Origin of the sequence: Geothrix fermentans DSM 14018, assembly GCF_000428885.1 — a bacterium.
Lineage (GTDB): Bacteria > Acidobacteriota > Holophagae > Holophagales > Holophagaceae > Geothrix > Geothrix fermentans.
In genome coordinates this window covers 69,433-94,914 of record NZ_AUAU01000007.1, presented here as the reverse complement: position 1 = coordinate 94,914, position 25,482 = coordinate 69,433, and the positions used below count along the sequence as shown (strand labels likewise).

At 71.4% G+C, this 25,482-nt stretch carries 25 protein-coding genes; 7 read left to right on the top strand and 18 right to left on the bottom strand.

Annotated features, from left to right (window positions below):
• From G398_RS15605 to G398_RS15600, 3 genes are read right to left on the bottom strand one after another with little or no spacing between them, the layout of a single operon-like run.
• The gene (locus G398_RS15605) at positions 1-618 is read right to left on the bottom strand and encodes an FHA domain-containing protein (protein WP_043483138.1); all 618 of its coding nucleotides are present in this window, start codon (positions 616-618) and stop codon (positions 1-3) included.
• A 34-nt stretch (positions 619-652) separates the two neighbouring features.
• Positions 653-1,342: a LolA family protein gene (locus G398_RS0102285; protein WP_026852394.1), complete on the bottom strand. Its 690-nt coding sequence runs from the start codon at positions 1,340-1,342 to the stop codon at positions 653-655.
• 15 nt (positions 1,343-1,357) lie between these two features.
• The gene (locus G398_RS15600; RefSeq protein WP_043483136.1) at positions 1,358-2,134 is read right to left on the bottom strand and encodes an MBL fold metallo-hydrolase; all 777 of its coding nucleotides are present in this window, start codon (positions 2,132-2,134) and stop codon (positions 1,358-1,360) included.
• A 28-nt stretch (positions 2,135-2,162) separates the two neighbouring features.
• Here G398_RS15600 and G398_RS15595 point away from each other — a divergent pair, with 28 nt between their 5' ends.
• Complete coding sequence (locus G398_RS15595) at positions 2,163-2,666, top strand: GNAT family N-acetyltransferase (protein ID WP_052571185.1); 504 nt, start codon at positions 2,163-2,165, stop codon at positions 2,664-2,666.
• Here G398_RS15595 and G398_RS15590 read toward each other — a convergent pair.
• The 6 genes from G398_RS15590 to fsa all read right to left on the bottom strand — a co-directional run bounded on the left by G398_RS15590 (position 2,629) and on the right by fsa (position 9,624).
• Positions 2,629-3,498, bottom strand: coding sequence for a CPBP family intramembrane glutamic endopeptidase (locus G398_RS15590; protein ID WP_052571183.1), 870 nt, complete (start codon positions 3,496-3,498; stop codon positions 2,629-2,631). The two genes, G398_RS15595 and G398_RS15590, sit on opposite strands and share 38 nt — an antisense overlap.
• Positions 3,499-3,516: 18 nt before the next feature.
• Positions 3,517-4,617 (bottom strand): hypothetical protein, encoded by a 1,101-nt coding sequence (locus tag G398_RS0102265; protein ID WP_026852393.1) that lies wholly within the window; start codon positions 4,615-4,617, stop codon positions 3,517-3,519.
• An 8-nt stretch (positions 4,618-4,625) separates the two neighbouring features.
• Positions 4,626-6,164, bottom strand: coding sequence for an acyl-CoA carboxylase subunit beta (locus tag G398_RS0102260; protein WP_026852392.1), 1,539 nt, complete (start codon positions 6,162-6,164; stop codon positions 4,626-4,628).
• Between the two features lie 99 nt (positions 6,165-6,263).
• A complete protein-coding gene (locus G398_RS0102255; RefSeq protein WP_026852391.1) occupies positions 6,264-6,962 on the bottom strand; it encodes a DUF4410 domain-containing protein in 699 nt (232 codons plus the stop codon).
• Between the two features lie 52 nt (positions 6,963-7,014).
• On the bottom strand, positions 7,015-8,874 hold the full coding sequence (locus tag G398_RS15585; protein ID WP_084511857.1) for an aspartate ammonia-lyase: 1,860 nt from the start codon (positions 8,872-8,874) through the stop codon (positions 7,015-7,017).
• A 102-nt stretch (positions 8,875-8,976) separates the two neighbouring features.
• Entirely contained in the window at positions 8,977-9,624 is a 648-nt protein-coding gene (gene fsa / locus G398_RS0102245; protein ID WP_026852390.1) for a fructose-6-phosphate aldolase, read from the bottom strand.
• Between the two features lie 166 nt (positions 9,625-9,790).
• Between fsa and thyX the strand changes: the two genes are divergently transcribed.
• Together thyX and G398_RS0102235 are read left to right on the top strand one after the other, a co-directional pair.
• On the top strand, positions 9,791-10,471 hold the full coding sequence (gene thyX / locus G398_RS0102240; RefSeq protein WP_026852389.1) for an FAD-dependent thymidylate synthase: 681 nt from the start codon (positions 9,791-9,793) through the stop codon (positions 10,469-10,471).
• A complete protein-coding gene (locus G398_RS0102235) occupies positions 10,468-11,682 on the top strand; it encodes an aminotransferase class V-fold PLP-dependent enzyme (protein ID WP_026852388.1) in 1,215 nt (404 codons plus the stop codon). The genes thyX and G398_RS0102235 overlap by 4 nt, the downstream gene beginning before the upstream one ends.
• Here the strand turns inward: G398_RS0102235 and G398_RS20590 are convergent.
• Entirely contained in the window at positions 11,663-14,101 is a 2,439-nt protein-coding gene (locus tag G398_RS20590) for a DUF5916 domain-containing protein (protein WP_026852387.1), read from the bottom strand. The two genes, G398_RS0102235 and G398_RS20590, sit on opposite strands and share 20 nt — an antisense overlap.
• 132 nt (positions 14,102-14,233) lie before the next feature.
• Between G398_RS20590 and G398_RS20585 the strand changes: the two genes are divergently transcribed.
• The gene (locus tag G398_RS20585; RefSeq protein WP_052571180.1) at positions 14,234-14,716 is read left to right on the top strand and encodes a DUF192 domain-containing protein; all 483 of its coding nucleotides are present in this window, start codon (positions 14,234-14,236) and stop codon (positions 14,714-14,716) included.
• Positions 14,717-14,718: 2 nt separating this feature from the next.
• On the opposite strand, the gene G398_RS20965 is transcribed toward G398_RS20585, so the two are convergent.
• Positions 14,719-15,489 carry a metallophosphoesterase family protein gene (locus G398_RS20965; RefSeq protein ID WP_169720602.1) on the bottom strand — a complete coding sequence of 257 codons (771 nt, stop codon included), beginning with the start codon at positions 15,487-15,489 and terminating at the stop codon, positions 14,719-14,721.
• A 60-nt stretch (positions 15,490-15,549) separates the two neighbouring features.
• Here G398_RS20965 and G398_RS15575 point away from each other — a divergent pair, with 60 nt between their 5' ends.
• From G398_RS15575 to G398_RS0102205, 3 genes are read left to right on the top strand one after another with little or no spacing between them, the layout of a single operon-like run.
• The gene (locus G398_RS15575) at positions 15,550-16,392 is read left to right on the top strand and encodes a CE1 family esterase (protein WP_052571175.1); all 843 of its coding nucleotides are present in this window, start codon (positions 15,550-15,552) and stop codon (positions 16,390-16,392) included.
• Positions 16,389-17,177: a sulfite exporter TauE/SafE family protein gene (locus tag G398_RS20960; protein ID WP_026852385.1), complete on the top strand. Its 789-nt coding sequence runs from the start codon at positions 16,389-16,391 to the stop codon at positions 17,175-17,177. The genes G398_RS15575 and G398_RS20960 overlap by 4 nt, the downstream gene beginning before the upstream one ends.
• A gap of 36 nt (positions 17,178-17,213) precedes the next feature.
• On the top strand, positions 17,214-17,561 hold the full coding sequence (locus G398_RS0102205) for a hypothetical protein (RefSeq protein ID WP_026852384.1): 348 nt from the start codon (positions 17,214-17,216) through the stop codon (positions 17,559-17,561).
• 67 nt (positions 17,562-17,628) lie between these two features.
• Here the strand turns inward: G398_RS0102205 and queA are convergent, their stop codons facing one another.
• The 7 genes from queA to G398_RS0102170 are packed head-to-tail and all read right to left on the bottom strand — an operon-like array spanning position 17,629 to position 25,479.
• A complete protein-coding gene (queA, locus tag G398_RS0102200) occupies positions 17,629-18,696 on the bottom strand; it encodes a tRNA preQ1(34) S-adenosylmethionine ribosyltransferase-isomerase QueA (protein WP_026852383.1) in 1,068 nt (355 codons plus the stop codon).
• Positions 18,696-20,501, bottom strand: coding sequence for an ABC transporter ATP-binding protein (locus G398_RS15570; RefSeq protein ID WP_084511850.1), 1,806 nt, complete (start codon positions 20,499-20,501; stop codon positions 18,696-18,698). The genes queA and G398_RS15570 overlap by 1 nt, the downstream gene beginning before the upstream one ends.
• Positions 20,502-20,529: 28 nt before the next feature.
• Entirely contained in the window at positions 20,530-21,360 is an 831-nt protein-coding gene (locus G398_RS0102190; protein WP_026852382.1) for a tetratricopeptide repeat protein, read from the bottom strand.
• Positions 21,357-22,043, bottom strand: coding sequence for a hypothetical protein (locus tag G398_RS0102185; RefSeq protein WP_026852381.1), 687 nt, complete (start codon positions 22,041-22,043; stop codon positions 21,357-21,359). The genes G398_RS0102190 and G398_RS0102185 overlap by 4 nt, the downstream gene beginning before the upstream one ends.
• Positions 22,040-22,630: an RNA polymerase sigma factor gene (locus G398_RS0102180; RefSeq protein ID WP_026852380.1), complete on the bottom strand. Its 591-nt coding sequence runs from the start codon at positions 22,628-22,630 to the stop codon at positions 22,040-22,042. The genes G398_RS0102185 and G398_RS0102180 overlap by 4 nt, the downstream gene beginning before the upstream one ends.
• Positions 22,627-23,646, bottom strand: a complete 1,020-nt coding sequence (locus G398_RS0102175; protein WP_026852379.1) for a hypothetical protein — start codon at positions 23,644-23,646, stop codon at positions 22,627-22,629. The genes G398_RS0102180 and G398_RS0102175 overlap by 4 nt, the downstream gene beginning before the upstream one ends.
• 42 nt (positions 23,647-23,688) lie before the next feature.
• Positions 23,689-25,479 carry a hypothetical protein gene (locus G398_RS0102170; RefSeq protein WP_026852378.1) on the bottom strand — a complete coding sequence of 597 codons (1,791 nt, stop codon included), beginning with the start codon at positions 25,477-25,479 and terminating at the stop codon, positions 23,689-23,691.
• Positions 25,480-25,482 lie beyond the last annotated feature (3 nt).

Sequence of the window (25,482 nt, the reverse complement as noted above, 5' to 3'; positions counted from 1 at the left end):
TCAGTGCAGGGGGTATTCGGTGGTGTTGCGCACCAGCAGCATGAAGGTGCTGTTCCCGCAGGTGAACTCCTGCTGGCTGATGAGCTGGACCGGTCCCGTGATGCGCTCGCCGTTGACTTGGGTGCCGTTGGTGGAGTCCTGGTCGGTGATCCACACGGTGCCGTCCCCGCGGATCTCCAGCACCGCGTGGCGGCGGGAGGTCTCGGGATCCTGCGTGATGACGTCCCCGTCCTCGCGCCCGATGACGATCAGGGGGCGATCCAGCACCTGGACCGTGGAGGCCTGGGGGCCCGAGAGGAAGGCCAGGCTGAACTTGAAGCCCGAGGGCAGGCCAGCCTTCTGGAGGCCCGCGGCCACGAGGATGGAGTCGCGGTCCCGCCGGGCCGTGGTGAAGGCCGAGGCCAGGGTGGCCTCGGCGGGGGGTTCCTGGACCGGCTCGGGAACGGACGGGGCGGGCGGCGGCGGGGCGGGTTCGGCGGCGGCCAGGGCCATGACGGGGTTCGCCACCTCGAAGAGGTTGGCGCACTTCGGGCACTTGAACCGCTTGGCCCGGGCGGTGCCGAACCGGCTGTCGTCGTACTGGAAGCGGGCCTGGCAGGCCGGGCACACCACAATCATCGGGCCCCCGTGTGATCTCCTGTGCAGTCTACCGCTACTTCTTCCGGGTGGCGAAGAAGCTGAAGTCGCTCCGCAGGGGGATGCCCTCCGGGAGCTTGAAGCCGGTCACGGCGGGAGGGAGCGGCTGGTTGACGCGGAGGGGCCCCAGCTCCACGAGCCAGGAGTCCCCGCTGCGCTCCACCCACTGCACCTGCCGGGGGAGCCAGGTCTCCTTGTCCACCCAGAGATCCAGGGCCTGCATCCGCTTCCGCATGGACAGGGTCCGGGGCGTCATGGCCAGGAGCCAGGTGCCGGCCGGGTCTTTGGCCTCCACCAGGCGGATCTGGAAATACTCCGAAAGGTAGCTGAGCTTCTGGCCCAGGCCCAGGAACTTGCGGTTGGCGTTCTTGATGATCCCGATCTTCATCAGCTCGCCCGCCTTGGCTTCGGGGCTGTAGGAGATGAGGGCCTTGGGGGTGAGGTGGAGGATCAGGTCCTCCGGCGGCTGGAAGGCGAAGTGGACGAAGTCCGAGCCCTGCAGGTAGAGGGTCCCCTTCGTCACCGAGGGGGTCTTCAGCAGGGCCCGGCGCAGGGTGAGAGTGAAGGGGCACTGGAGTGTCTGCACCTGGGCCTGGGCCGCGTCGAAGCGCTCCACGGCCTCACGCAGGCTGGGCGGCGCGGTCGGGGCGCCTTGGGCCCCAAGGGACAGGGCCAGGAGGAGGGAGAGGAGGGCGGGTCGGATCATGGGGCTCACGAAGGGTCAGGCCACCGGGGGCAGGGCGAGGGGCACCCGCTGGTGGGCCACGTGCAGGGTGGCGGCGCTGCCGCGGAGGACCTCCTCGGCGGCGAGGCGGGCCAGGGCGGGGTCGTTGTTGGATTCGCTCAGGTGGGCCAGCACCACCTGCCGCAGCCGCGGGGCGAGCACCCGCCCCAGCAGTTCGGCCATGGCGGCGTTGCTGAGGTGGCCCACGCGGCTGAGGATGCGGGCCTTGAGCCGGGCCGGATAGTCGCCCTCCCGCAGCATGTCCACATCGTGGTTGGCCTCCAGCACCAGCAGGTCCAGGTCCTGGAGGTGATCCGCCACCAGGGCCGTGGGGCAGCCGAGGTCCGTCACGATGGCAGAGGCGGCCCCGCCGGCCTCGATGCGGTAGGCCACCGGATCCTCCGCATCGTGGGGCAGGGAGAAGGGCAGCACCCGCCAGCCCGCCCAGTCCCTGGGCCGGCCGGCCTCCAGCTCGACCCAGCGCGAGGGGGGGATCTGAAGCCCCTGGGCCTGCTCCACGGCGGCGCGCGTGGCGGCGGTGGCCAGGATGGCCCAGTCCGTTCGGCGGAGGATCACCCCGAGGGCGCCGATGTGGTCCGAGTGTTCGTGGGTGATGGCCACGGCCCGGATCGAGTCCGCGTCCCATTCGAGAGCTGCCAGGCGGCTGCGGATCTGGAGCAGGGAGATGCCCGCGTCGACGAGCAGCGTCCGCCCCCCGTCGGACAGGGCGTGGCAGTTCCCCTTGGAACCCGAGGCCAGGGCCGCGTAGTGCATGGCCCAGGATAACGCCTACACTGGGCCCATGAGCCTCGCCCTCCGTCCGTCCTCGATCGCCGACGTGGAGACCCACGTGGCCCATCGCCTGGCCCTGTTCCGCGACCTGGAGCCGGGCTCGGCGGAGGGGCTGCGGCGCATGGCGGAGATCTTCCGCGTCCAGTTGCGGAACTGGCTGGTGTCGGGCCAGTGCCGGGGCTTCCTCATGGAGGACGAGGGCCGTCCCGTGGCCGGCGTGCTCATGCTGATGAAGGAGTCCCTCCCCACGCCGGTGTCGCCCATCTCCGTCCGCGGCTACCTCTTCAACATCTACACGGAGCCCTCGCACCGCCGGCAGGGGCTGGCCGCCCGGCTCACGGAGGCGGCCCGGGACCTGGCCCGCGACTGCGGCCTGGAGATCATGGAGCTGCACGCCAGCCGCGAGGCCGAGGGGCTCTACCAGCGCATGGGCTTCGTCCCCACCAGCGAGATGCGCCTGGTGATGGGTGCCGGGGTCAAGATTCCGAAGCTCTGGAAGAACCACCGCCACTGATTCCGCGCCAGCGCCACAGCCCCAGGATCGCCGCCCCGCAGACCAGGGCGCAGACGGCGCTGGCCTCCAGCCCGAAGGCCCCGCCCGTGAGCCACTCGGGGCGGCCGTGGAAGACCGGCGTCCACCAGCCGGCCCCTTCGGTGCCGCTCACGCCGAAGCCCAGGAGGGTGCCCTGGGTCCAGTTCCAGCCCAGGTGCACGCCGATGGGCAGGGCCAGGCTGCCGGTGCGCCGCCAGCAGAGGCCCAGCATCAACCCCGCCAGGGCGATGTTCAGGGCGGCCCAGATCCGGGTGGCGCCGGTCATGCCGGGGTTGCTCCAGTGGGCGGCCACGAAGGCCGCGGCGAAGACGGCCTGGGCTCCGGCGAAGCCCAGACCCCGCACGGCCCGCTGGAAGGCGTAGCCCCGGAAGAGGAGCTCCTCGAAACCGGCCACGGCGAGGTAGACCGAGGCTCCGGCAAGCAGGTCCCGCAGGCCCGTGCCCGGGGTGCGAATCCAGTGGAACCCCCCCAGCGCGCCGATGAGCCCCGCCGTCGCCAGCATGACCGCCGCGCCGCCCAGGGTGCCCAGGGTGATCTCCCGGAGGAAGCGTCCATCCGCGCGGAGTCCCGCTTCCGCCAGGGGGCGCCCCTCGGTCCGGAGGCAGAGCCAGGTGGCCGCGAGGACGACGGCCGTGTCGATCCAGCGGTCGGGGATCTGGCCCCGCAAGGGGGCGGGCCACAGGGGGGCGACGGCGAGGTTCAGCACGCCGAGGAGCAGGGTGAACTGGAGGATCCGCCAGCCGCTGCGGACGGTGCCTTGGTCGTCGATGAACGAGCTGCGCAGGGAGGGCATGACCGCGGAGAGCCCTTCCTAGCGCGGGGCCGGACTTGGCCGGAGATCCGGGGGAACCAGGTCCAAGACCACGTCGAAGGTCACCTGGAGCGCGGGCGGGGACTTGGGATCCGCGCCCCCCTTCCAGGCTGTCAGAGTGTGGGTGCCGGCCCAGCGGCCCGGGGCCAGGGCGTCGGGCCGCAGGTCCCACGCCTGCTCCTGGCGGCCCCCGTCCCCGGACTCGCCCAGGGCCATCCGGTAGCCCACCAGGTACAGCCGTCCGGGCTCGATGAAGCCGGAGAGCGGGGGCTGGCCGGCCCCTTCGGCCCAGTGGGCCACGGCCCCCAGCTGGAGCAGCTCGGCCACGGCGTCGGGCTTGGGCACCCAATCCCGGGGCCAGGCCTCGGATTCCCGGAGGAGGGCCTTGTCGCTGCCGGTGACGCGCCGGACCTTGGCCCGCTGCGCCATGATGCGGTAGCCGCGGATGGCCAGGGAGCCCGGATCGCGGCCCGGCCGCCCCGCCTCCACCGCCTTCAGCAGCGATTCGTAGTCGACCATGGTCGGGGTGCCCTCGGCGGCGGCGTGGAGGCCGTCCAGCTGCCCCCCCTGGGCCACGAGGGCCTGGGCGTGCTTCTTCATGGCCGCCCAGTCGCCGAGGTGCGCGGAGACGAAGAAGGCGTGGACCAGCTCGCGGACGCTCAGGTCGGGCCGGGCGGACACGGCGGTGTAGGCCGTCCGCATGCGGTCGATGTCCAGCAGGCGCCAGGCGATCTCCAGCCGCATGCCGTCCCGGGGACGGGCCAGGTCGCCGCCCACGGTCTCCAGCAGGGCCCAGGCCTTCAGCAGGTCCGCCTGCCCGCGGACGGCCTGGAGGTAGGTCTGGTCCTTGCCGGGGCGGGGGCCGCGGATCAGGTTGGTGGCCCAGAGCCAGGAGGCGGCGGCATAGCGGGCCCGCTCCGTGCCCTTGGCGGGATCCATGGTCAGGGCCGCGGCCCGCAGGGGGCTGCCGTCCTCCAAGTCCTTCTTCCCGGCGGGGTCCTGGCGCTCCAGGCGGCCCATGGAGTCCAGGAAGCCCCGCTCGTCCTGGGCCGCGAGGGCCAGGGCGGCCAGGCTGGCGACGGCGAGGAGGGCAGGGCGCATGGGGCCTCCTAGAGCGGGATGTTGCCGTGCTTCTTGGGGGGTGTGCTGTCGCGCTTGGTGTCGAGGAAGGCGAGGGCCTTCACCAGCTTCTGGCGCGTCTCGCGGGGGAGGATGACCTCGTCCACGAAGCCGTGCTCGGCGGCGATGTAGGGGTTGGCGAACTTCTCGTTGTACTCGGCCACCAGCTCGGCCTTCTTGGCCACGGGATCAGGCGCGATGGCGATGGATTTCCCGTGCAGCACGTTCATGGCGCCCTCGGCGCCCATCACGGCGATCTCCGCGGTGGGGTAGGCGAAGTTGAAGTCCGTGCGGATGTGCTTGCTGGCCATCACGCAGTAGGCGCCGCCGTAGGCCTTGCGGGTGATGACGGTGATCTTGGGCACCGTGGCCTCGCAGAAGGCGAAGAGCAGCTTGGCGCCGTGGCGGATGATGCCGCCGTGCTCCTGGGTGACGCCCGGCAGGAAGCCCGGCACGTCCTCGAAGGTGATGAGCGGGATGTTGAAGGCGTCGCAGAACCGCACGAAGCGGGCGCCCTTCTCGCTGGAGGCGATGTCCAGGACCCCGGCGTAGAAGGCCGGCTGGTTGGCCACGACACCCACGCTGCGGCCGTCGATGCGGGCGAAGCCCACCACCAGATTGGGCGCGAAGGCCTCATGGACCTCGAAGAAGTGGGCGTCGTCCACCACGCCGCGGATGATGTCGCGGATGTCGTAGGGCTTGCTGGGATCGTCCGGCACCACCTTGTCCAGGTCCGGGTTCTCCAGGGGCATCTGGTTCTTCGGGGCCTTGCGGGGCGCTTCGCCCAGGTTGTTGCTGGGCAGGAAGGAAAGCAGCTCCCGGGTGTGCGCCAGGGCCGCCAGGTCGCTCTGGGTGACGAAGTGGGCCACCCCGGACTTCGCGGCGTGGGTGCTGGCGCCGCCCAACTCCTCCTTGGTGACCTCTTCGTGGGTGACGGTCTTGATGACGTCCGGCCCCGTCACGAACATGTAGCTCGTGCCCTTCACCATGGTGATGAAGTCCGTGATGGCGGGGCTGTAGACGGCGCCGCCCGCGCAGGGGCCCATGATGAGGCTGATCTGGGGGATGACGCCCGAGGCCAGGGTGTTGCGCAGGAAGATGTCCGCGTAGCCGCCCAGGGACACGACGCCCTCCTGGATGCGGGCGCCGCCGCTGTCGTTGAGGCCGATGACGGGGCAGCCCACCTTCATGGCCAGGTCCATGACCTTGCAGATCTTCTTGGCGTAGGCCTCGCTCAGCGAGCCGCCGAAGACCGTGAAGTCCTGGGCGAACACGGCCACCGGGCGGCCGTCCACGCGGCCGAAGCCCGTCACCACGCCGTCGCCGGGGATCTTCTCCACGCCCCAGGCCCGGTGGACCATGAGGGCGTCCACCTCCTCGAAGGAGCCCTCGTCCAGGAAGGCCGCCAGGCGCTCGCGCGCCGTGAGCTTGCCGCCTTCGTGCTGCTTCTGGGTCCGGGCCTCGCCGCCCCCGGCCAGGGCCTGGGCGTGCTTGGCTTTCAGCGTCTCGATCTTCTTTTCGAGGGACATGGGGGCTCCCGGCGTGCGGCTGGCGACGGATCGTGGGGGGATCAGGTGCCAGTCTACCTGAGCCGGGGGCTCCACTGGAGTGGAGGCCCGCGACCGGGACTACTTGAGGGCCTGCCCGGCCGTGAAGGCGGCGAACTTGTCGGCCCACTTCACGAGTTTGTCCTGGATGGTGCTCATGGCCGTCCCGCTGATGGCGCGGTGATGCACGGCCAGCAGAATTTCGCCGGACTTGGAGTCCACGAGCTTCATGTCCCAGGTGGCCGTCTCGCTACCGGCGCCAAGGCCGATGAGCCATTTGGCGGCCTTGCTTCCGGCGTTGGCATCCACGAAACGCCCCACGAGGGCAAGGTCGCCCTCCGTCCGGCTCACCTTGGCCTGGCCGTTGAAGGCGCCGGTCATCGCGCCCCGAAGCATGCCTGGAAAGCTGTCCGTCAGTTCGGTGGCCTTGGCGTGGTCCTTCCCGTCCCGTCCCTTGCGAAGCATGGCGGGGTCATCCCAGGGCTTCATGAAGATGGTGTGGCCCCGAAGGCTGAAGCCCGGCTTGACCCAGAAATAGTCCACATCGTCACCCTTGGTGAAGACGACGCCCTCCCCGAACCAGGTCGGATCCAGAAGGCCGTTGTCCAGAAGGGGGGCCGTGGTGGCGGGCTTCGGAGGGTCGACTCCAGGCAAGGGCTTAGCCGCGGCGCCCGGCGCGTCGACTGTCGGGGCTGGCGCCGGGGGAGGGGCGGGAACCGGCGGCTCCTGGGCGCTCAGGCACCAGGCGCAACTCATCGACAGGATGAGGAGGCGGACCATGACGACTCCTTGGGGGTGGAACCTCCAAGGGTAGCGCGGATTGGGGAAGTCTTCAGCGGAGGGGCCTCGGCCGGGTCATGGCCTCCAGGCTGAGGGCCTCATCCAGCTCGGCGGAGCTCAGGTAGCCCTTGCGGAGGATGAGCTCGCGCACGGGCACCCCGGTCTCCAGGGCCTCCTTGGCCACCTCGGTGGCGCGCTTGTAGCCGATGGCGGGCATGACGGCGGTGACGATGCCGATGCTGTGCTCCACCAGGTCGCGGCAGCGGTCGCGGTTGGCGGTGATGCCCACGATGCATTTCGTGGTGAGCACGTTCACGGCGGCCGTCAGGGTGCGCAGGCTGGTGGCCAGGCTGTAGGCCAGGATGGGCTCCATGACGTTGAGCTGGAGCTGGCCCGCCTCGGCGGCCAGGGTGATGGTGAGGTCGTTGCCGATGACCGAGAAGGCCACCTGGTTCACCACCTCGGGGATCACGGGGTTCACCTTGCCGGGCATGATGCTGCTGCCGGGCTGCATGGGGGGCAGGTTGATCTCGCCGAAGCCGCAGCGGGGGCCGCTGCTGAGCAGGCGCAGGTCGTTGCAGAGCTTGCTCAGCTTGACCGCGGCCCGCTTGACCACGCCGGAGAACATGACGAAGGCGCCCGTGTCCGGCGTGGCCTCCACCAGGTTCTCCGCCAGGACCACCTCCAGGCCCGTGACCTTGCGGAGCTCGTCCACCACCACCTGCGGGTAGCGCGGGTCCGCGCAGATGCCCGTGCCGATGGCCGTGCCGCCCATGTTCACCTCCAGGAAGAGGCGGGCGGTCTCCTGCAGGCGCTGGATGTCCTCCCCCGTGGTGACGGCATAGGCCTCGAACTCCTGGCCCAGGGTCATGGGCACAGCGTCCTGGAGCTGGGTGCGGCCCATCTTGATGACATCGGAGAACTCGCGGCCCTTGGCGTGCAGGGCGGACTTGAGGCGCTCCATGGCGTCCAGCAGGTTCCGCAGCATGAAGATGGTGCTGAGGCGCAGGGCCGTGGGGTAGACGTCGTTGGTGCTCTGGCCCAGGTTCACATGGTCGTTGGGGTGGCAGTGGGCGTACTCGCCGCGCTTGTGGCCCAGCAACTCCAGGGCGCGGTTCGCGATGACCTCGTTGGCGTTCATGTTGGTGGAGGTGCCCGCGCCGCCCTGCACCATATCGGTCGGGAAATGGCCGTGCCAGTGGCCGTCGATGATCTCCTGGGAGGCCCGGTCGATGGCCCCGGCGATGGCGGGATCCAGGAGGCCCAGCTGCGCGTTGGCCCGGGCGGCGGCCTGCTTGACCATGGCCAGGGCCCGGATCATGGCCGGGAAGTGGCTGGTGGGCGTGCCCGTGATGGGGAAGTTGTGGACGGCCCGCAGGGTCTGCACGCCGAAGAGGGCGTCCTCGGGCACCTCCAGGGGGCCGATGAGATCGGACTCCTTGCGCGTGCGGCCGCTGGCGTAGGCCTGCTCCCGGCCCGTGCGGGGCGTGGCCGAGTAGAGGATGCGCTGGTGGAGGACGTTGGCCACCTTGCTGAGCACGGCGATGGCCGCCGCGCCGTCCTGGCCCAGGCTCCGGAGCACCGTCTCCCGGTCCAGGTCCAGCAGCACGGCGGGCGTAAGGGCCACGCCCGTGGCGGTGTGGGTGCTCACGGCCAGGAAGGACTGCTCGCCGGCCACGTCGCCGGGGCCGAGGATGACCACGGGCTCGGGGCCCTCGCCGTTGTCGCGGGTGATCTCCACGCGTCCTTCGGCGATGACCGTGGCGCCCTTGCGGGGCTCCCCCTGGCCGAAGAGGCGGGTCCCGGCTGGGACCTCGCGGCGGCGGGCAGCCTGGGCGATCAGGCCCAGGTCCGCGTCGGACAGCCCCGAGAAGATCTCACAGCGGCGAAGGACAGACGTGATGGCATCCATGCACAACCTCCGGCCCGGTCGGGGCCAGGGCCATGGTAGCGGGGCCTTTTGACGATCCGGTCACGAATTGACAGATCGTCTTAACGGTCTGCCTGGCGAGGCCTACCGACCGCTCTTTTTCCAATCCGCCAGGAAGCCCTCCACGCCCTTGTCGGTGAGGGGGTGCTTGATCATCTGGTCGAAGACCTTGGTGGGGATGGTGGCGACATGGGCCCCGGCCAGGGCCGCGTCGGTGACGTGCCGGGGCTGGCGGATGGAGGCGGCCAGGCACTGGGTGTCGAACTCGTAGTTCGCGAAGATGGTGACGATCTCGCGGATCAGCTCCATGCCGTCCAGGTTGATGTCGTCCAGGCGGCCCACGAAGGGGCTCACGTAGGTGGCGCCCGCCTTGGCCGCCATGAGGGCCTGGGTGGCGCTGAAGCAGAGGGTGACGTTGGTGTTGATGCCCTCGGCGGTGAGGGCCTTGCAGGCCTTCAGGCCCTCGGCGATCAGCGGCAGCTTCACCACCACGTTCTCGTGGATCTTGGCCAGCCTCAGGCCCTCCTGGATCATGGCGGGGGCCTCCAGGCCGATGACCTCGGCGCTGATGGGGCCGTCCACGATCCCGCAGATCTCCTCGATGATGGCTTCGAAGGGCTTGCCCGTCTCCTTGGCGATGAGGCTGGGGTTGGTGGTCACGCCGTCCAGCACGCCCAGTGCGTTGATGCGCTTGATCTCGTCGATGTTGGCGGTGTCGATGAAGAACTGCATGGTTGGCTCCAGGGGGGAGATGGGTCGAATGCGAGACAGGCGTAAGTGGCATTCAGGGCCTTCCAGCCCTGAGCCCCGGGAGGGGCGAAGAGAAACTGCATGGAGGCTCCCGGCGGACCTTCCATTCTCCCAGGGCCGGCGCGAAGCTGGAAGCACGGAGTCTTCCATGGCGAATCCCGAGATCAAGGTGTTGGACAAAGGCTTCGTCCGCCTCATCGACCACATGGGGTCCGACCTGTCTGTGGTGAACGCGGCGCGGGTCTCCTTCGGCAAGCGGAAGGAGGCCTTCGAGGAGGGGGACGCCAAGCTGGTCGGGTACCTGGCCGAGCACGAGCACACCTCGCCCTTCCGCCACACGGCCCTGACGCTGCACGTGAAGGCGCCCATCTTCGTGTTCCGGCAGTGGATGAAGCACCGCATCGGCTCGGAGTTCAACGAGATCAGCGGGCGCTACGTGGAGTTCCCCGAGGACGAGTTCTTCGTGCCGGCGGCCTTCCGCAGGCAGGCCAAGGTCAACAAGCAGGGCAGCGAAGGCGAGATCGACGAGGCGAACCGCGCCCGGGCCATGGAATGCTACCTGGAGAGCTGCCGGGGGGCCGTGGCCCACTACAAGGAGCTGCTCTCCCTGGGCGTCTGCCGGGAGCAGGCCCGGTGCGTCCTGCCCGTGGGGCTCTACTCCGAGGTCTACTGGACCGTGAGCCTCCAGGCCGTGGCCCACTTCATCCGCCTGCGGACGGACAGTCACGCCCAGTGGGAGATCCAGCAGTACGCCGCCGCCGTCCGCCAGGTGGTGGAGCCACTCTATCCCGTGGGTCTCAAGGCCCTCCTGGCCTCCGGGAAGGGATGAGCGCCCCGCCCCTCAACCCCGCCCTGTTCCACCTGGACCGGGAGCATCTCTGGGTCATGCACTGCTCCGAGGGCCCCGTCCCCCGGGCCGCGGTGCGGGCCGTGCGGTCCTTCCTGCAGAAGGAGCTGCGCCCCTGGGAGGTGCGCTGGGTGGAGGACTTCCAGGGAATTCCCGAAGCCGTCCGCGCCGAGGCCGCGGCCCTGCTGGGCGGGCGGGCCGAGGACATCAGCCTGACGCCCAGCACCTCCACGGGCCTGGTGGCCGTGGCCCAGGGCTTTCGCTGGCAGGCGGGCGACGAGGTGGTGGCGCCCCTGGGCGAGTTTCCCTCCAACGCCTGGCCCTGGCTGGCCCTGAGGACACGAGGCGTGGCCTTCCGCGAGGTGCCGCTCTGGGAGGGCCACCTCGCCGGCGCCGGCGCCTGGGACAGCCGGCCCCCCACGGCCCAGGCCGACCCCGAAGGCCGGCTCGTGGCGGCCCTGGGCCCCCGGGCGCGGATCCTGGCCCTCTCCTGGGTACGGTTCCAGGACGGCCTGAAGCTGGACCTCCAGCGCCTCGGCCGGGCCTGCCGCGAGCGGGGCGTCCACCTCGTCGTGGACGGCATCCAGGCCGCGGGCACCGTCCCAGCCGACCTGGAGGGCCTGGCGGCCTTCGCCACCAGCGGCCACAAGGGCCTGCTGGCCCCCCAGGGCCTGGGCTTCCTCTGGACCGAGGAGGGCTTTCGACAGTCCCTGACGCCTTCGGGAACCTGGCTCTCGGTGGAGGAGGCCACGGACTTCTCAAGGCCCTCCACGGACTTCGACCGGGCCTGGCTGCCGGATGGGCGGGCCCTGGAGCCCGGCGGCCCGAACCTGCTCCAGGCATCCGCCCTGCTGGAGTCCCTCCGCCTGATCAACCGGGCCCGCGTCCCCGCCATCGCCGCCCATGCGGCAGGCCTCCAGGCCCGGCTCCTGGAGGCCCTGGCGGGATCCTCCTGGGCCGCGGAGGCCGCGCGCCTGCGCGGCCTGCTGGAGGCCGGGCGGCTGGGCTCCATCCTCGCCTTCCACCACGGCGGCGCAGGGGCGGGTTGGATGAATGCGCTCCTGAAGTCCGGTTACCAGCGCGGGATCCTGGCCTCCGTCCGCGAGGGCTACCTGCGCGTGGCCTTCCATGGCTTCCACACGGAGGCCGATGCGGACCGCGTGGGGGAATGGCTCAGCGGAACAGCCAGCTGACCTTGGCCTGCACGGTATCGTCCGAGGGCAGGTGCCGCAGGATCGACAGGTCCGGGCGGGGCGACAGGCTGGCGCGGTCGTTGATGAGGGCGTCCGTGCTGGCGCCATGGGTGTAGACGAGGAAGACGGTGGAGCCGGGACGGAACTCCCAGCGGGTGATGAGGTTCAGGTTCCAGGTGCGGTAGCTGAAGGCGGTCTGGAGCGCCGCGCCCGCCGGCAGGTCGTCGGGGAGGCCCGGATCGAGGGTGTGGTCGTCCTCGAAGTGCTTCAGGTCCCGGTAGTTCCAGTTGGCGTCCAGCCACTGGCTGAAGAGCTGGAGGGTGAGCCCCGGGGTGAAGGCGTAGGCCACGCGGAGGGTCTGGTTCAGCTGGCTGAGGCGCCGCAGGCCCACGATGGGCGTGGCGCCCGGCGTCTCCAGCCACTTCAGCTCCCCCTCGTCGCGGGTGAGGGAGGTGGAGACCTGGATCTCCAGGCGGTCGGCGGGCTTGAGGCTCTGGAAGAGGGTCGTGTCCGTGGAGGGGCCGCCCTCCTGCCAGGCGCGGCTGGCGTTGAGGCGCACATACCAGGGGCGGTTCCCGGGCGTGTCGAAGCCCGCGTTCGTGTAGGGCACGCCAGGGCGGGCCAGGTACTTCTTCCGCGGATCCGTGTAGGTGCGCAGCTCCCGGTCATCCTCCACGGGGAGGTCCACGCCACCGCCGCCCCAGAGGGAGACGAAGCTGGTGAGGTCGGCCTTGGCCCAGGTGTTGAGGTTGCGCAGGAAGGCATGGCCGGCCCGGTCCCGGGCGGCGGTGTGGTCCAGCCCCCATTCCAGGTCGCGCACGGGGCCCCAGGCCCGGTCCCAGCGGCGAGAGATCCCGGCGTAGAGGCGCTGCTCGTCGGCGCGCTCCAGGTAGCCCATGTCGTTGGGGTTGTAGAGGCGGGTCGCGTCGATGGCCTGGAGCTCCAGGCTCCATCCGGAACGCCATTCCCGCCGGGCCCTCAGGCGGCCACGCCAGCCCTCATCCCGGGCCCCTTCCGGCCCCGCCTCGCTGCGGCTGAAGGTGGCCTCCAGGAGGCCGCTCCGGTCCTCGGTCTTGTAGGCGCCGTCCAGGGCCTGCACCTGGGCCTCGCGGCCCGCGGGGCCCGCTTGGGTCATCCCCGACAGGAAGCCGCCCAGGTAGCTGCCGCGGTCGTCCGTGAGCTGCTGGACCCGCAGCACCCCGTAGTTCGTGAGGGGGGAGAGCTCGCGGCGCGCCCGGGCGCCGCCGGGGCCAAGGATCTCGGCCCGGGCGGGCTCCACGCTGGCGGCCAGCAGGCCCACGTTGGTGCCCGAGCCGTACTTGGCCGTGTACTTGGCGGCGGCGGTGATGTCCGTGGCGTTGGGGCGGTCCAGCAGGGTCTCGCCCGCAGCCAGGTCTGGATCGGACAGTCCGTGTCCGATCCGGCGGCTGTAGAAGAGGTCCGGCCCCGCCACACGGAAGAGGTCCATGCCCTCGAGGAAGAAGGGGCGCTTCTCCGGGAAGAAGGTCTCCACGGTGCCGAGGTTGAGCACGGCCTGGTCCACCTCCACCTGGCCGAAGTCCGGCCGCACGGACAGATCCACCTGGGCATGGGTGTTCAGGCTCCAGCGGGCGTCCAGGCCGGCCCGGTTCTCCCAGCGGCGGTCGTCGTAGCTGCGGGCGGTTTCGAACTTGCGCGCCGTCCCCAGGTAGGGCACGTATTCCCGCCGGGGTTGGGGGCGCAGGCCCTCCAGGCCCGACAGCTCCGGGAAGCGGCTCACGAAGCCGCTGTCGCCCCGGGGGACCACCATCCAGCGGCTGGATTCCCGCAGGGCGCCCTGGTCCGTGCGGCTGAAGTTGATGCCCCAGGTCTGGGGCCCCGGCCCGTCCTTGAAGCGCAGGAGCGAGAGGGGGATCCGCAGCTCCGCGGACCAGCCGTCGGCGTCCACGGAGACGGCGCTCTCCCACACCCCGTCCCAGCTGGCGTCGAAGGTGCTGTCGTTGTAGATGACCTGATCCTTCTGCACGCCGGCGGCGTTCACCTCGAAGACCAGGGCCGAGCGCCGATCGTGGGTGGAGTCGATGGCCACGCTGAACCAGTCGCTCTGGCTGTCCTGGTCCCGGCGGTGGAGCCGCCGCACCACGGTGGCGCGGCCGCCGTCCAGCTTCCGGTCGTGGTGCATGCGGGCGCCCACGTAGAGGAAGTGCGCGTCGTAGAGCACCCGCACCTCCGTGCGCTGGCGGGCGGGCTGGCCGCGCCAGGGCCACTCCTGGGTGAAGCCCGTGGCCACGGGCGCCTGGCGCCAGATGGCCTCGTCCAGGCGCCCATCCAGCTGGAGGGCGGCGGGAGTCCGGAGGGCGAGGAGCCCGGTGCCCGGGCCCGGCGCGGCCGGAGCCAGGCCGCCGAGCAGGGGGATCATGAGCAGGACGGACGCGCGCATGGCTCTCCGGGCACGGGGTGGAAAGCCCCAGCGTACTGGACCATGTTGCCACATCTAGCGAGGTATCATGGGCGCCGGAAGCCTTCCCCGATCTTCAAGCACTTCATTGATAATGGGTTTCAAGGAGTCGCCATGCGCATGCTGTTCGCCGCCCTGCTGTCCCTGCCCCTGCTGGCGGGTGGTGGCGGTACCGTGGCCTTCAAGCAGACGGCCTTCATGGCGGAGGTGGCCGCCACGGAGCAGGAGAAGGCGAAGGGCCTGATGTACCGGCAGAGCCTGCCCAAGGACCGCTGCATGTTCTTCGTCTACGGCGAAGACGGCGACCACGCCATCTGGATGAAGAACTGCCTCATCGCCCTGGACGTGGCCTGGGTGGACGGCGAGGGGCGGGTGGTGGAGACCGCCGAGCACGTGCCCCCGTGCAGCCCCATGCGCGGCGACGACTGCCCCACCTACGGGGGGACCGTGCCGGCCCGCCACTTCATCGAGTTCGCCGCGGGCACCTTCAAGCGCATCGGCCTGAAGAAGGGCGATCGCCTGGGCTGGGACCTGGTGCTGGACGACGGCCGCGTGGTTCGCGGCGGCGCGCCCATGCCCAAGGCGAAGAAGAAGTAGTCCTACTCGCCGCCCTTGGGCGCGCCCTTGCGGGGCGGGCGGGTGAGGGTGCGCAGGTGCTCGGGGGCCGGCGGCAGCTCCGCCAGCTCCAGGGGGCTCAGGCGATCCGCCAGCAGCTTCCAGGCCCGGGCCTGGCGGGGCAGGCGCTCGGCCTGGATGACCTCGAAGCCCTGGGCGTAGCTCACGAAGGGGGGCATCACCAGGGCGAAGCCCGTGTAGAGGAAGGCCGGCAGGCGCAGCCAGTCCGGCTCTCCGGCAGGACCCGGGCCGGGCACGGCGAAGAGGGGGTGGACGCCGCCGTTGATCCAGAAGCCCTGGGGCGAGTCGTGGCGGGGGTAGACGAAGATGCGGCGGCGGTGCATGAGGGTGAAGGGTCCCACGCGGTGCTGCTCCACGGGCTGGATGCCCGTGCCCTCGAGCGCCGGCCCGCTGCTGCGGTCCGGATGGCCCACCACCTGCACCACCTGGCGCCCGCCCCCCTTGAGCTTGCGGAAGATGGTGCGCAGCTCCTCCGCCTCGTCGCCCTCCACCGTGCCCTGGCTGGGCTTGAGGTCGCCCAGCAGGGCGATCTGGGCGGGGGCGTAGTCGTCGATGAGGCTGAACATCCGCTCCCAGATCTCGGTCTGCTGGGGCGGGGGCAGGGGATCCGGCCGGCGGCGGCGGGCGGCGCCCATGCCGAAGAAGAGATCCGCCAGCACCAGCGTCTTCTGCTTGGGCAGCCACACGGCCCGCCGGCTGTCGAGCACCACATCCTGGTTGAGCTGGACCTGCACGGGGGCCTCCCTGGCTTCCATTGGAACACAGGGGGCCCCAGAATCCCGGGAGGGGGGACCTTGCAGCAGGGCCGGAGCCACCAGCTGAAGCTCGAATGGGGGGGCGCGACCCGGCGGATCCTGGTCCACGATCCCCCCGGGGCCCCCGGGGCGGAGCTGCCCCTGGTGCTGGCCCTCCACGGCACCGGGGGCACGGGCCGGCTCATGGCCGCGTTCTCGGGCCTGAGCCGCCTGGCGGACGAGCGGGGCTTCCGGGTGGCCTACCCCCAGGCCCTGGGCGAGCCGGGCACGGAGGACCCCAGCCGGGGAGCGGCCTGGAACGTGGGGCCCGGCCTGAGCCGTCCCGGACATCCGGAGGTGGACGATGTGGCCTTCCTGACGGCGGTCGTGGACCTGGTGGGCCGCCGGGCCTCCGTGGATCCCCGGCGGGTCTTCGTGGCGGGCTTCTCCAACGGGGCCCGCATGGCCTACCGGCTGGCCCTGGAGGCGTCCTGGGTGGCGGCCATCGCGGCGGTGGCCGGGGCGCCCGTCCTGGGCCCGGCTCCGGCGCGGCCCGTGCCCACCCTCAGCTTCCACGGCACGGAGGATCGGCACATTCCCTACGGCGGGGGCGTGGGCCCCCGCGGGAGACCGATCCCGGCACCGCCCGCGCTGGAGGGGATGGCCCGGTGGGCTGCCCTCATGGGTTGCTCCGAGGGCCCCATGCGGGAGATCCTCGAGGCCCACACCCTGGATCTCTGGTCCGGTGGCTGCGAAGTGGGCCTCTGGACGGTCCAGGGCATGGGCCATGCCTGGCCGGGGGGCCGGCGCTATGCCCCGGACGCGGACCTCCCGGTGAAGGACCTCTCCGCCTCCCATCTCATCTGGGCCTTCTTCGAGGCCCACCCCCTGGAGGCGCCGTGACCGCCGATCCGAACCACCTGCTGGCGGGTCTGGGCACGGGCCTCTGCGGGGGCCTGCTGTCGGGCCTCTTCGGCGTGGGGGGCGGCGTGGTGATGGTGCCCCTCCTCGGTCTCGTGCTGCACCTGGATCAGCACCGCGCGCAAGGAGCCACCCTGGCGGCCATGCTCCTGCCCACGGGCCTCCCCGCCGTGCTGCAGTACCGCAGCCAGGGCATCCACACGAGCCTGAAGCTGGTGGGCGTGCTGGTGCTGGCCTTCCTCTTCGGCATCTACGGCGGCTCCGTGGCCGCCAACCTGATTCCCTCCGAGCCCCTGCGCTGGGGCTACGCGGCCTTCCTGGTGATCCTGGCCCTCAAGACCTTCCGGCGGCGCGAACCCCCGGCCGTGGACCGCACGGTGGAGCCCCTGGACCTGTCACGGGGGCTCTGGGGATCGGGCCTGCCCATCGGCCTCCTGGCGGGCGTGGTCTCGGGTCTCACGGGCCTGGGCGGGGCCGTGGTGGTGATCCCGCTCCTGGCCTCCCGCTTCCGCATGACCCAGCACGAGGCCCAGCTCACCAGCCTGGTCATGCTGCTGCCGCCCATCGGCCTGCCCGGCGTCTACGTCTATGCCAAGGCCCAGGGCGGCCTGCCCTGGACGGTCATCGCGGGGGTGGCCGTGGGCTTCGCCGCCGGGGCCCTGGGGGGCGCCCGCGTGGCCACCCGCATCCAGGGGGCGAAGCTGAAGCAGAGCTACGCCGTGGTGGTGCTCCTCATGGCCCTGCTGGTGGTCCTGCGGGGCCGGTAGGCCCCTCCTTGCGCTATCCTCGTTCCGGAGGTTGCCGTGCCCCTGGATGCCCCGACTCCCCTCTACGTGGGGGAGCGCCTGCGAGACCTGATCCTCTGCTACGCGGGGCCCTGGGCCTTCCTGCCCTACATGCGCAACCGGGAGGACGCGGAGCTGCTGTGGCACGCGCGCCAGGGCGTGATCCTGGCCTTCGCGGAGTGCGCGGTGACCCTGGCCATGCTCATCCTGGGCCTCTTCCCCATCTTCGGCGCCGTCTCCATCCGGTTCTTCCTGCCTCTGTGGCTGCTCTGGTGCCTGGGCATGTCCGTGACGAGCATCCTGCAGGGCACCAAGGGCAAGCGGCACCGGATCCCGGTGATCCACCAGTTCGTGGATTACTTGTAGGACGCGCACCAACCCGACCATGGCGTGAACGCCTCGCCGGGGCCAGGCTCCGTAGAGCCCCCGGGCTTTACTCCGCCACCCGGCGGGCGTTCAGGACCAGCATGGCGTCGCCGTAGCTGAAGAACCGGTACCGCTCGCGCACGGCCTCGGCGTAGGCGGCCCGGGCCAGGTCGAGGCCCAGGAGCGCCGAGATCAGCACGAAGAGGGTGCTCTCAGGCAGGTGGAAGTTGGTCAGCAGATGGTCCGCGGTGCGGAGCCGGTAGCCGGGCGTGATGAAGAGGCGCGTGGCCCCTTCCCGCGTGAGCTGCCTCCCGTCCCAGGCGCCCTCCAGGGTGCGCAGCGACGTGGTCCCCACGCAGAGCACGGGGCGCGAGCGGTCGCGCAACACCGGCTCCAGGACCGCCGCCGTGGCCTCGGGGATCTCGAAGCGCTCCTCGTGCATGGCGTGGTCTTCCAGCCGCTCGGCGGTCATGGGCCGGAAGGTGCCCAGGCCCACATGGAGCCGCACGGGATGCCAGCCGCAGCCGCGGGCTTCCAGGGCCGCGATGAGCTCGGGCGTGAAGTGGAGTCCGGCCGTGGGCGCGGCCACGGCCTCGCCCTCCCGGGCGGCGAAGACCGTCTGGTAGCGGGTCTCGTCCTCGTCCTCGGCCAGGTGCTCGATGTAGGGGGGCAGGGGCAGCCGGCCGATGCGGTCGATCTCGTCCCAGTCCAGGCCGTGCTCCGCATGCACCCGCACGGCCCGCAGGCCCTCGGGGAGGGTCTCGAGGATGTCGAGGCGGGCCAGTTCAGCCCGGGAGGTCGGATCCACCACGGCCGCCGAGGCGCCGGGCTTCAGCCGCGCGCCGGGCTTCACCATGGCCTCGAAGCGGCCCTGACCCAGGCTCCGCAGCAGCAGGGCCTCGCCCGCGCCCCCCCCGGCCCGCCTCAGGAAGAGGCGCGCATGACGCACCCGCACATCGTTGGGCACGCAGAGGCTGTCCGCGGGTACGAGCTCCGGCAGGTCGCGGATGGTCCGGTGCGACCAGTGGCCGGTGCGGGCATCCACCACCAGGAGTCGCGCGCCGTCACGGTCGGGCGCGGGGTGCTGCGCGATGAGGTCCTGGGGCAGGTCGAAGTGGAACTGGGAGCGGAGCATCAGGCTTCCGCGAACTGCAGCTTGTGCAGCCGCGCGTACTCGCCGCCCCGGGCCAGCAACTCGTCGTGGGTGCCCTGCTCGACGATGCGGCCCTGCTTCATGGCGCAGATGCGGGTGGCCCGCTGGATGGTGCTGAGGCGGTGGGCGATCACCAGCGTGGTGCGATCCTGCATGAGGGCCTCCAGGGCTGCTTGCACGGCCCGCTCGCTCTCGGTGTCCAGGGCGCTGGTGGCCTCGTCCAGGATGAGGATGGGCGGGTCCTGCAGCAGGGCCCGGGCGATGGCGAGGCGCTGGCGCTGGCCGCCGCTGAGGCTCGATCCAGTCTCCGCCAGGGGCGTGTCGTAGCCCCGGGGCAGCGCCGCGATGAAATCGTGGGCATGGGCCTTCTTCGCGGCGGCGATGACGGCCTCGCGGCTGGCCTGCAGGCCGTAGGCGATGTTGTCGTGCACCGTGTCCATGAAGAGCAGGGTCTCCTGGGTGACGATGCCGATGCGCTTCCGCAGTTGGCGGGGATCGAAGTCGCGGAGGTCGATGCCGTCCAGGGTGAGGCGGCCTGCCGTGGGATCGAAGAAGCGGGGCACCAGGTTCACGAGCGTGGTCTTGCCGCCGCCGCTGCCGCCCACCAGGGCCACGGTCTCGCCGGCGCGGACCTCCAGGTCGATGCCCCTGAGGACGGGGTGCTTGTCGTCGTAGGCGAAGGCGACGCCCTCGAAGCGGAGCAGGGCGGGCCGCTCGGGCATGGGCCTGGGGCTCGGGTTCAGGGGCAGCTCCGGTTCCCGGTCCAGCATGGCGTAGACGCGGTCCAGGCTGGCGGAGGCCACCTGGATCTCGTTGTTGAGCTTGGTGAGGCGGCGCAGGGGATCGTAGAGGGCGTAGACCGCCAGGATGTAGGTGAGGAAGTTCTCCGTGGTGAGAGTGCCGGACTTGAATCGCCCCGCGGCGTAGGCGGCGAGGCCGGCCAGGAGGAGGCCCCCCACCAGCTCCATGATGGGGGTGGAGAGGGCGGAGGCCCGGGCGCTCTTCATGCCCAGGCGGTAGAGCTCCTGGTTCTGGAGCTGGAAGCGGCTCACTTCGTAGGACTCCCGGGCGAAGCCCTGCACCACGCGGATGTTGCTGAAGACCTCCTTCAGCCGCTGGAGGAGGCGGCTGGAGGCCTCCTGGTTCCGGTGGTTCACCCGGCGGATGCGCTGGCTGAGCTTCTTCACGGGCAGTACCACCAGGGGGCCCGCCAGGAAGAGTGTCAGGCTCAGTTTCCAGTCCATGTAGAGGACCGTGATCAGCATGGTGATGGCCACGCAGACCTCGCGCACGGCCTCCGCCAGCTGGTTGCTGGCGATGCCCTGCACCGCGCCCACGTCACTGATGCTCCGGGTGATGAGCTCGCCCACGGGGTGCTTCTGGAAGAAGGCGGGCTCCTGGGTCAGCAGGTGGGCGAAGAGCCGCTCCCGGAAGGCCTGGGTGGCGCGGATGCCGCTGCGAACCATGAGCAGGGTGCCGGTGTAGGTCAGCAGGCCCTTCAGGGCGAAGAGGAACACGAGCACCAGGGGCACCAGCAGGCCCGTGCGCAGGGCGGAGGCCTCGGGCAGGCGGGCCAGGGCCCAGGCCCGCAGGTGTTCCAGCTGGCCGAAGAGGCCCGTCTGGGCGCCGGACAGGGCGTGGACCCGGCCGTCGTCGAACACGAACCGGATGGAGGCGATGAGGGCGCCCTGGCAGAGGCCGGCCAGGAGCAGGAGCAGGGAGGCCCCCGCGATGAGGGGGGCATGGACGCGCAGGTGGTCGTTGAAGAAACGCAGGATTCGCGACATGGTCAGCGACCAGCTTAGCCGGTCCGGCCTACTCGACCGTCACGGTGACGGTGCTCTTGCCGTCGTCGAGGCTGAAGAGCTCCGTGCCCTTGGGGGCGTTCACGGCCTGGTCCATGAGCCGCTCCAGGTCCACGCCCTTCTTCCGGGCCTGGCGCAGCTGCTCGTCCGAGAGGTAGCCGCCCACGGCCCGGGCCAGGCCCAGGGTGAGCCGCACGGTCAGGGCCTCGGCCTTGGCCCGCTCCTTCACGCGGATGACCAGGAAGCGGCCCTGGGCGGGGCCGGCGGCCTGGGGCTGGACCCCCATGGACAGCAGGGCCAGGCGGCAGGCCTCGGAGGAGGCGTCCGCCCGCAGGCCGGCCTGGAGCACGGGGACGGCGCGGGGGTCCCGGCGCTTGGCCAGCTGGAGGGCGGCGGCGATGCGGACCTCCTCGCGCTCGTCGCCCAGGGCCGCGATCAGGCCTCCCTGGGCGGAGGCGCTGTCCCACTGGCGGATGCCCCAGCAGCGCACGCGGTTGAGCCGGGCTTCCTTGCCCAGCAGGCGCTGGTCCGGATGCTTGGCCAGGAACTCGGTGTAGGCGTCGGCGGCCTCGTCCCAGCGCTGGTCCTGCTCCAGGCTGGAGGCCAGCCAGTAGCGGGCATCGGGCACCCGCGCCGAGGTGGGGAACTCCCGGATCAGGGAGCGGTAGGCCTGGGCGGCCTCGTACCAGCGCTGGGCGTAGCGGAGATCCCGCCCCTGGCGGAACAGCGCGTCGGCGGGACCCGCTGGGACTCCGGGCGCGAGGGCGGCGGGTTCCGGCAGGGCGGGCGCCACCATGGCGGGGACGGCAGCGTGCACGGCCAGCAGGAAGGCCAGGGTCATGCGTCGGCCCCCCGGAGGCGGCGCTCCATGCGCTCGGCCTGGCCTTCCAGGTTGTGGACCGCGGCCCACTGCCGCAGCTCGCGGGCCCGCTCCACGCTGAGGCAGTCGTCCTCGAAGGCCACCTCGGACAGCCAGGTGTGCAGGCTGGCGCGGATGGCCTCGGCCTCCTGGAGGGGGGCGCCCTGGGCGGCGAGCTGGTGGCTGGCCTCCAGCAGCGTCATGGCCGTCTCGCGCTCCTGGCGCCGGTCCTCCTCGCCCTTCTTGCACAGGGCGGGGTTCTGCTCGAAGTCCTGGAGGAGGGTGGAGCTCTGCCGGAAGAAGGCGATCCAGGCACGGTCCTGGGTGCGCTTCCGGGCCAGCTGCTCGAGGCGGGCGGTGTCCCGGGCCTGGGCCCGGAGGCTCTGGGTGTGCTGCACAGTGTAGGCGGCGGGGATCAGGGCCACCAGGAGGACGGCGGCGGCAGCGAGGGTCCAGGAGCCGGTCCAGCGAGTGCGGGGGGTCGGGGCCAATCCTTCGGCCAGGGCGGGGCCGTGGGCGCCGAGGGCCAGGTGGAGTTCCAGCAGCTCCGCCAGCTCGGCCTGCTGCGCCGGATCGTCGGGCCAGAGCTCGGGCCGCTCGAGCAGCTCGAAGCGGCGGGCCTCTTCCTGGGGATCAAGGCGGTTGGGATCGGGGGCGGCGGTCATGGCTGGGGTCCAAGGGTCTTGCGGAGCTTCTGGAGGCTTTGGAACAGGGTGGCTTTCACGGTGCCTTCGGCGCAGCCCAGGTCCTGGGCGATCCGTTTCACCGGGTGCTCGTGGACGTAGTAGGCCAGGACCATGGCCCGCTGGCGGGGCGTGAGGCCCTCCAGGGCCCCTCGAAGGGCCTGGATGCGCCGGCTTTGGTCCACGGATTCCCAGGGTGAGGTCTGCTGGGGGTCCGGTGCGTCAAAGGTCTCGGGAGGGGATACCTCTCGCCCTCGTCTACGGAGATGATCCGTCGCCGCATTAGCCGCCAGCGTAAAAAGCCAGGCGGCCACGGGCCGGCCCTCCTCGAAACGCTGGCAGTGCTGGAGACACTTGAGGAAGACCTCCTGGGCCAGCTCCTGGACCACCCCCGCCTCGCCCTGGAGCCGGCGGTGCAGGAAGGCGCAGAGGGGCCGCTCGAAGCGGGCCATGAGGTGGGCCAACGCCTCCTCCCGGCCGGCCTTGAGCTGGGCCATCCAGTATTCCGGGGACTCCACCTCCGGCGGGGGGCCGGCGGCGTCCGCGGGCGGGGGCAGGACCGGGCTCATGCCCTGGGGGTCCTGACGGTGACGGGGAAGCTGAAGCCCGGCTGGCCGAGTTTTTCCATCACCAGCTTGAGCTGCTCCGGGGTGAGGGCACAGCGCAGGCCCACCCGGCGCTTCTCCTGCATGAGCTCCGGGGCCGCGCCGGGCCCGGACTGCACGGCGTTGGCGGCGGCCACCAGGCGCTGGAGCCAGGGCGTGACCTGGTTGATCCCCTCGGGGGTGCCCGCCAGGGCCAGCTCGAAGCGGATGGCCTGCTCCTTCCCGGCCGCATCCTTCTCTCCGGGCGTGATGCTCCAGAAGAGCGCGTTCACGCCCTGGGGCAGGTCCTTCACGAGGCTGCCCTCCAGGTTCTTCCGAAGTCCGCCCAGCAGGGCCTCGGGCTGGAGGTAGCCCTGGAAGGGAGCCTTGGCGCTGATCCACTCGGCGGCCAGCGCCGCGTCCTCCTGGGCCGCGAGGCCACCCTTGGCGGCCATGTGCTGGAGGGCCTCCAGGGAACCGATCCAGAGCTGTCCCTTCTCGTCGCTGGCGGCGCGGATGTGGGCCTTCACGCCCTGGGCCTCGAGGTCGAGGATCACGTAGAGGGGCCAGTCCCGGCCTTGGAGGCGCAGGGTCCCCTCCTGGGGGAAGGATTCGGCCAGGGCCGCCACGAGGGCGGTGGGGTCCGCGAACTGGTTGAGCTGGATGAGGACGTGCTCCAGGCCCTTCTGGAGGTCTCCCCCGCCCTTCTGCGGCACGCCGATGACATGGAAGGTCACCCGGCCTGTCTCCGTGCGGGGGTTGATGCGGGCCTTCTGGAGGAAGAGGTCCAGGGCCCGCTCCGCCATGGGATCGCGGGAGATGAGGGCCTGGATCTCCTTGTGGGTGAGCATCCAGGCCGCCTCGCCGGAGAAGGCCGCCACGCTGTCGGCGGGCGCCACCTGCACCCAGGCGGGCACGCGGGGCTTGGGGCGGCAGGCGGCGAAGGGCAGGCAGAGCAGCGCCACCGCGGCGGGGACGAGGATGGCGGCGGTGCGGCGCATGGATGCTCCTGGACTTGGGCTACGGCGGGGCGGGGCCGCCGTTTACCCGAGGGTCCGCAGGGGGGCGGGGAGGTGCGGGCTGCGGAGGAGCTGCTGCTGCTCGGCCTCGGACAGCAGACCCCAGATCCGGATGGAGGCCTCCCGCGGCGTCTTGGGGTTCAGAAGCAGCTCGGACATGATTGCGGCGTGGGCCATGAGCACGGGGTGGCTGGAGATCTGCTCCAGCACGGCGCGGGGGGTCAGCTTGTTGCGGGCCAGGCGGAGGAGGATGCCCGGGTCCAGCTGACGGTCGGACACCATGCGCCGCAGGGTCTCCTCGTCCTGGAGCACCTCCTGGGGCAGGTGGCGCATGAGCTCGCCGCCGGAGCTGCGCAGGGCCGCGATCCGCTCGGCCACCTCCATGCCCAGGTAGAGGGTGCGGAGGGTCTCCAGGGCCTGCCGCTTGACCTCCAGGTGCTGGAGCCGGGGGTCCCGGAGGATCTCGATGGCGGGCTTGAGGCCCGGCAGGTTCGCCATGAGGCGGAGCGCGGTGGCCTCCGTGAGGTGGGGATGGTGGACCAGGGTCTCGGCCACCAGCGGATCCCCCTGCCAGGCCGCGTGCGCCGCCACCTCCTCGGCCCGGCCCCGGTCCAGGGCGGGCAGGGTGGAGGCCAGCATGCGGGAGGTGAGGGCGGGGTTGTCCAGGGCCAGGTGGAACACCTGGGGGTCCGGATCCTTGAGCACCTGGATGAGCTGGTCCTCCTGGGTGGCCTGGGTGGCGAGGAAGACCCGCTCCTCGAGGCTGGCCCAGCGCCCCTCCTCGCTGCGGTCCGGCAGCGCCGAGGAGAGGCCCGAGCGCTGGCGGAGCAGGCGGTCGTAGAAGTACTTCACCACCCGGAGCAGGTGCGGAGACTGCCGCTTGGCCCAGTAGGTGACGAACTGGTACTCGCCCTCCTCCAGCTGGGAGAACAGGCTCACGATGCGCCGGAGGGAGGCCCGGTCCGGCGCCCCCCGCTCCAGCGCCGCCACAAGGTGGTCCGAGAGGGCCAGGCGGCGGGAGAGATCCGCCGGGCAGCCCGGGGCCTCCCGGAGGCCCTCCCGCACCGCGTCCCGGAAATACCAGCGGGCCTCGGCGTAGACATCCTCGAAGAACTCCGGGACGGCGCTCTGGGCCAGGGCGCGGCGGAGGAGATCCTCGGAGATCAGGGGATTCTGGAGCGCGGCCATGCGCAGGTCCGTCTCCGCATCCAGCAGGAAGCCCAGGAGCTCGTCGGGCTGGGCGGTCTGGCGGGCGCGGGCGAGGCGGTCCTCCCGGTTCAGGACCTGGGCCGGGGGCTGGACCTGGGCGGGCGGGGCCTCGGGCAGGGCCGTGAGGGTCTCCCAGTCCGGATCCTCGCCGGGCAGGGGGGGCAGCTCCTGGGTGGTGCCGGTGGCGGATACGGTCCGGGCGATCTGCTTCGCCAGCAGCTTGGCCACGGGCTTCAGGTCGGGCTTCAGCTGGGCGTAGAGCGCCTTCACGGCCTCGGAGCGGTCCTCCTTCTCCTGGGCGGGGGCCTGGTCCATCTCGCGCATCTGGCCGAAGAGGGAGACCACCATCTCCAGGTCGCGGCGGATGGCCTCGGGCGTGGCCTCGTTCTCGGCCAGGCCCAGGAGGATGGGCCAGTGCGCCAGCCAGTGGGGCGTGCGGGCCATGAGGGTCAGCAGGCGGGGCGAGGCCAGCGTCCTGGCCAGGCCCTCCAGCATGTAGATCTGGCTCTCCGTGGGCAGCTGGGGGCGCACCAGGGCCAGGTGGCGGAAGTGGACCTGATCAGGTTCCGCGAGGCTGGCGAGGAACGCGCCTGTCGCTTCCGTCACGGT

Bases quoted from the DNA above. Each gene is read 5' to 3' on its own strand.
- G398_RS15605 (WP_043483138.1), bottom strand. From the start codon at position 618: ATGATTGTGGTGTGCCCGGCCTGCCAGGCCCGCTTCCAGTACGACGAC.
- G398_RS0102285 (WP_026852394.1), bottom strand. From the start codon at position 1,342: ATGATCCGACCCGCCCTCCTCTCCCTCCTCCTGGCCCTGTCCCTTGGG.
- G398_RS15600 (WP_043483136.1), bottom strand. From the start codon at position 2,134: ATGCACTACGCGGCCCTGGCCTCGGGTTCCAAGGGGAACTGCCACGCC.
- G398_RS15595 (WP_052571185.1), top strand. From the start codon at position 2,163: ATGAGCCTCGCCCTCCGTCCGTCCTCGATCGCCGACGTGGAGACCCAC.
- G398_RS15590 (WP_052571183.1), bottom strand. From the start codon at position 3,498: ATGCCCTCCCTGCGCAGCTCGTTCATCGACGACCAAGGCACCGTCCGC.
- G398_RS0102265 (WP_026852393.1), bottom strand. From the start codon at position 4,617: ATGCGCCCTGCCCTCCTCGCCGTCGCCAGCCTGGCCGCCCTGGCCCTC.
- G398_RS0102260 (WP_026852392.1), bottom strand. From the start codon at position 6,164: ATGTCCCTCGAAAAGAAGATCGAGACGCTGAAAGCCAAGCACGCCCAG.
- G398_RS0102255 (WP_026852391.1), bottom strand. From the start codon at position 6,962: ATGGTCCGCCTCCTCATCCTGTCGATGAGTTGCGCCTGGTGCCTGAGC.
- G398_RS15585 (WP_084511857.1), bottom strand. From the start codon at position 8,874: ATGGATGCCATCACGTCTGTCCTTCGCCGCTGTGAGATCTTCTCGGGG.
- fsa (WP_026852390.1), bottom strand. From the start codon at position 9,624: ATGCAGTTCTTCATCGACACCGCCAACATCGACGAGATCAAGCGCATC.
- thyX (WP_026852389.1), top strand. From the start codon at position 9,791: ATGGCGAATCCCGAGATCAAGGTGTTGGACAAAGGCTTCGTCCGCCTC.
- G398_RS0102235 (WP_026852388.1), top strand. From the start codon at position 10,468: ATGAGCGCCCCGCCCCTCAACCCCGCCCTGTTCCACCTGGACCGGGAG.
- G398_RS20590 (WP_026852387.1), bottom strand. From the start codon at position 14,101: ATGCGCGCGTCCGTCCTGCTCATGATCCCCCTGCTCGGCGGCCTGGCT.
- G398_RS20585 (WP_052571180.1), top strand. From the start codon at position 14,234: ATGCGCATGCTGTTCGCCGCCCTGCTGTCCCTGCCCCTGCTGGCGGGT.
- queA (WP_026852383.1), bottom strand. From the start codon at position 18,696: ATGCTCCGCTCCCAGTTCCACTTCGACCTGCCCCAGGACCTCATCGCG.
- G398_RS15570 (WP_084511850.1), bottom strand. From the start codon at position 20,501: ATGTCGCGAATCCTGCGTTTCTTCAACGACCACCTGCGCGTCCATGCC.
- G398_RS0102190 (WP_026852382.1), bottom strand. From the start codon at position 21,360: ATGACCCTGGCCTTCCTGCTGGCCGTGCACGCTGCCGTCCCCGCCATG.
- G398_RS0102185 (WP_026852381.1), bottom strand. From the start codon at position 22,043: ATGACCGCCGCCCCCGATCCCAACCGCCTTGATCCCCAGGAAGAGGCC.
- G398_RS0102180 (WP_026852380.1), bottom strand. From the start codon at position 22,630: ATGAGCCCGGTCCTGCCCCCGCCCGCGGACGCCGCCGGCCCCCCGCCG.
- G398_RS0102175 (WP_026852379.1), bottom strand. From the start codon at position 23,646: ATGCGCCGCACCGCCGCCATCCTCGTCCCCGCCGCGGTGGCGCTGCTC.